At 70.8% G+C, this 1396-nt stretch carries 1 protein-coding gene; it reads left to right on the top strand.

Annotation, left to right across the window (positions count from 1 at the left end; genetic code table 11):
• Positions 1–295: 295 nt before the first annotated feature.
• Complete coding sequence (locus ACFWEJ_RS28745) at positions 296–1276, top strand: hypothetical protein (RefSeq protein ID WP_377232564.1); 981 nt, start codon at positions 296–298, stop codon at positions 1274–1276.
• The last annotated feature ends 120 nt before the right edge of the window (positions 1277–1396 follow it).

The following is a 1396-nucleotide window of genomic DNA, read 5'->3' as shown; positions in this document are numbered from 1 at the left end:
GCACAGGCCTGTGCCGACCTCGATGCAAGATGCCGACGTCGCAGGAGAGTGCCGACCTCACAGGACCGCGCTGACGTCGCGCGATTGTGCTGACGTCGCAGGACCGAGCCGACGACGCGGGGCCGAGCCGACGATGCGGGACGTGCCGACGTCAAGGAAGTGTCAGCCGACGACAGACCCTCCGCACGATGTCGCAAGCGTTCGAGCGCGACCACATCCGCTGCGACGTCGTACCTGTGCACATCTGCTGTCACCGGAGAGCACGCGCCGCCCGGGGTTGACGCAGTCTCGTCCCATGACCACTACATCGCCCGTCCCCGTCGTCGAGATCCCTTCGGTCCTGCTCGCGAGCGAGCGCGACCGGAACAAGCTGGCGCAGGCGCAGCGCCGGGGCACGCTCGTCAAGGTGCGGCGCGGCGCCTACTGCGAGGTCGACGCCGTCCTGGTCGGCGGCCCCTCGTCGGCGCCTCGCGAGAAGCGCATGAGGGAGCTGGCCCGGGCTCGCGCCCTGCACTCCCAGCTGCGCTCGGACCATGTCTTCAGCCATACGACCGCGGCCCTGCTGCTGGGCTGCCGGGTCTGGACAGTGCCCGACACGACGCACGTCTACCAGCGCTCCCGAGCTTCGGGCCGATCCGCGAGAGACGTCATACGTCACCGAGGAGAGGCCCCCTCCACGGACGTCACGGCGGTCGACGATCTTCCGGTCACCTCGCTCGACCGCACCGTCGTCGACTGCGCCCTGGCACTGCACCCGCTGGAGGCGCTCGTGATCGCCGACTCCGCCCTGGCCCTCGGCGCCGACCGCCACGTCCTCCTGGAGATGATCGACGCCCGGGCCGGCCGGCGCGGGATCCAGCAGGCCCGGCTGGTCGTCGAGCTCGCGGACGGCGGCTCGGGATCCGCCTGGGAGACCTGGGTGCGCTACGAGATCCTGCGTGCCGGCCTGCCCCGACCTACGACACAGATGCCGGTCCGGACCGACCGCGGGCTCTTTCACACCGACCTCGGGTACGAGCAGTGGGCCCTCGGGATCGAGTTCGACGGGCTGGTCAAGTACCGACCCGACGGCGTCCGCCCTGGTCACGACCCGGCCGCCGAGTACATGAGCGAGAAGAACCGGGCCGAGGCCATCCGCCGGGCCGGCATCACCCTGGAGCGGACGAGTGCGGCCGACCGCGCCGACACCCGGACGATGCTCGCCAGGATCACGGCGCACCTGCCGCCCGACGTCGTCAGACGGTCCCGGATCAACGCACACCTGCCACCTGCCTGAGGTCCGTCGGCCGACCGGCCAGCCAGCCGCCGTGGTCGGCAGTTTGCCGCGCAGAGTCGGCAGTCTGCATCGAGGTCGGCAGAGGCCTGTGCCGACCTCGATGCAAACTGCCGACGTCAC

The organism is Promicromonospora sp. NPDC060204 (assembly GCF_042728455.1).
Classification (GTDB): domain Bacteria; phylum Actinomycetota; class Actinomycetes; order Actinomycetales; family Cellulomonadaceae; genus Promicromonospora.
Note: the sequence above shows the minus strand (reverse complement) of the source record. Positions and strands in the feature narration are given on the sequence as shown.

Coding starts and splice junctions, on each gene's coding strand:
- ACFWEJ_RS28745 (WP_377232564.1), top strand. CDS start 296: ATGACCACTACATCGCCCGTCCCCGTCGTCGAGATCCCTTCGGTCCTG.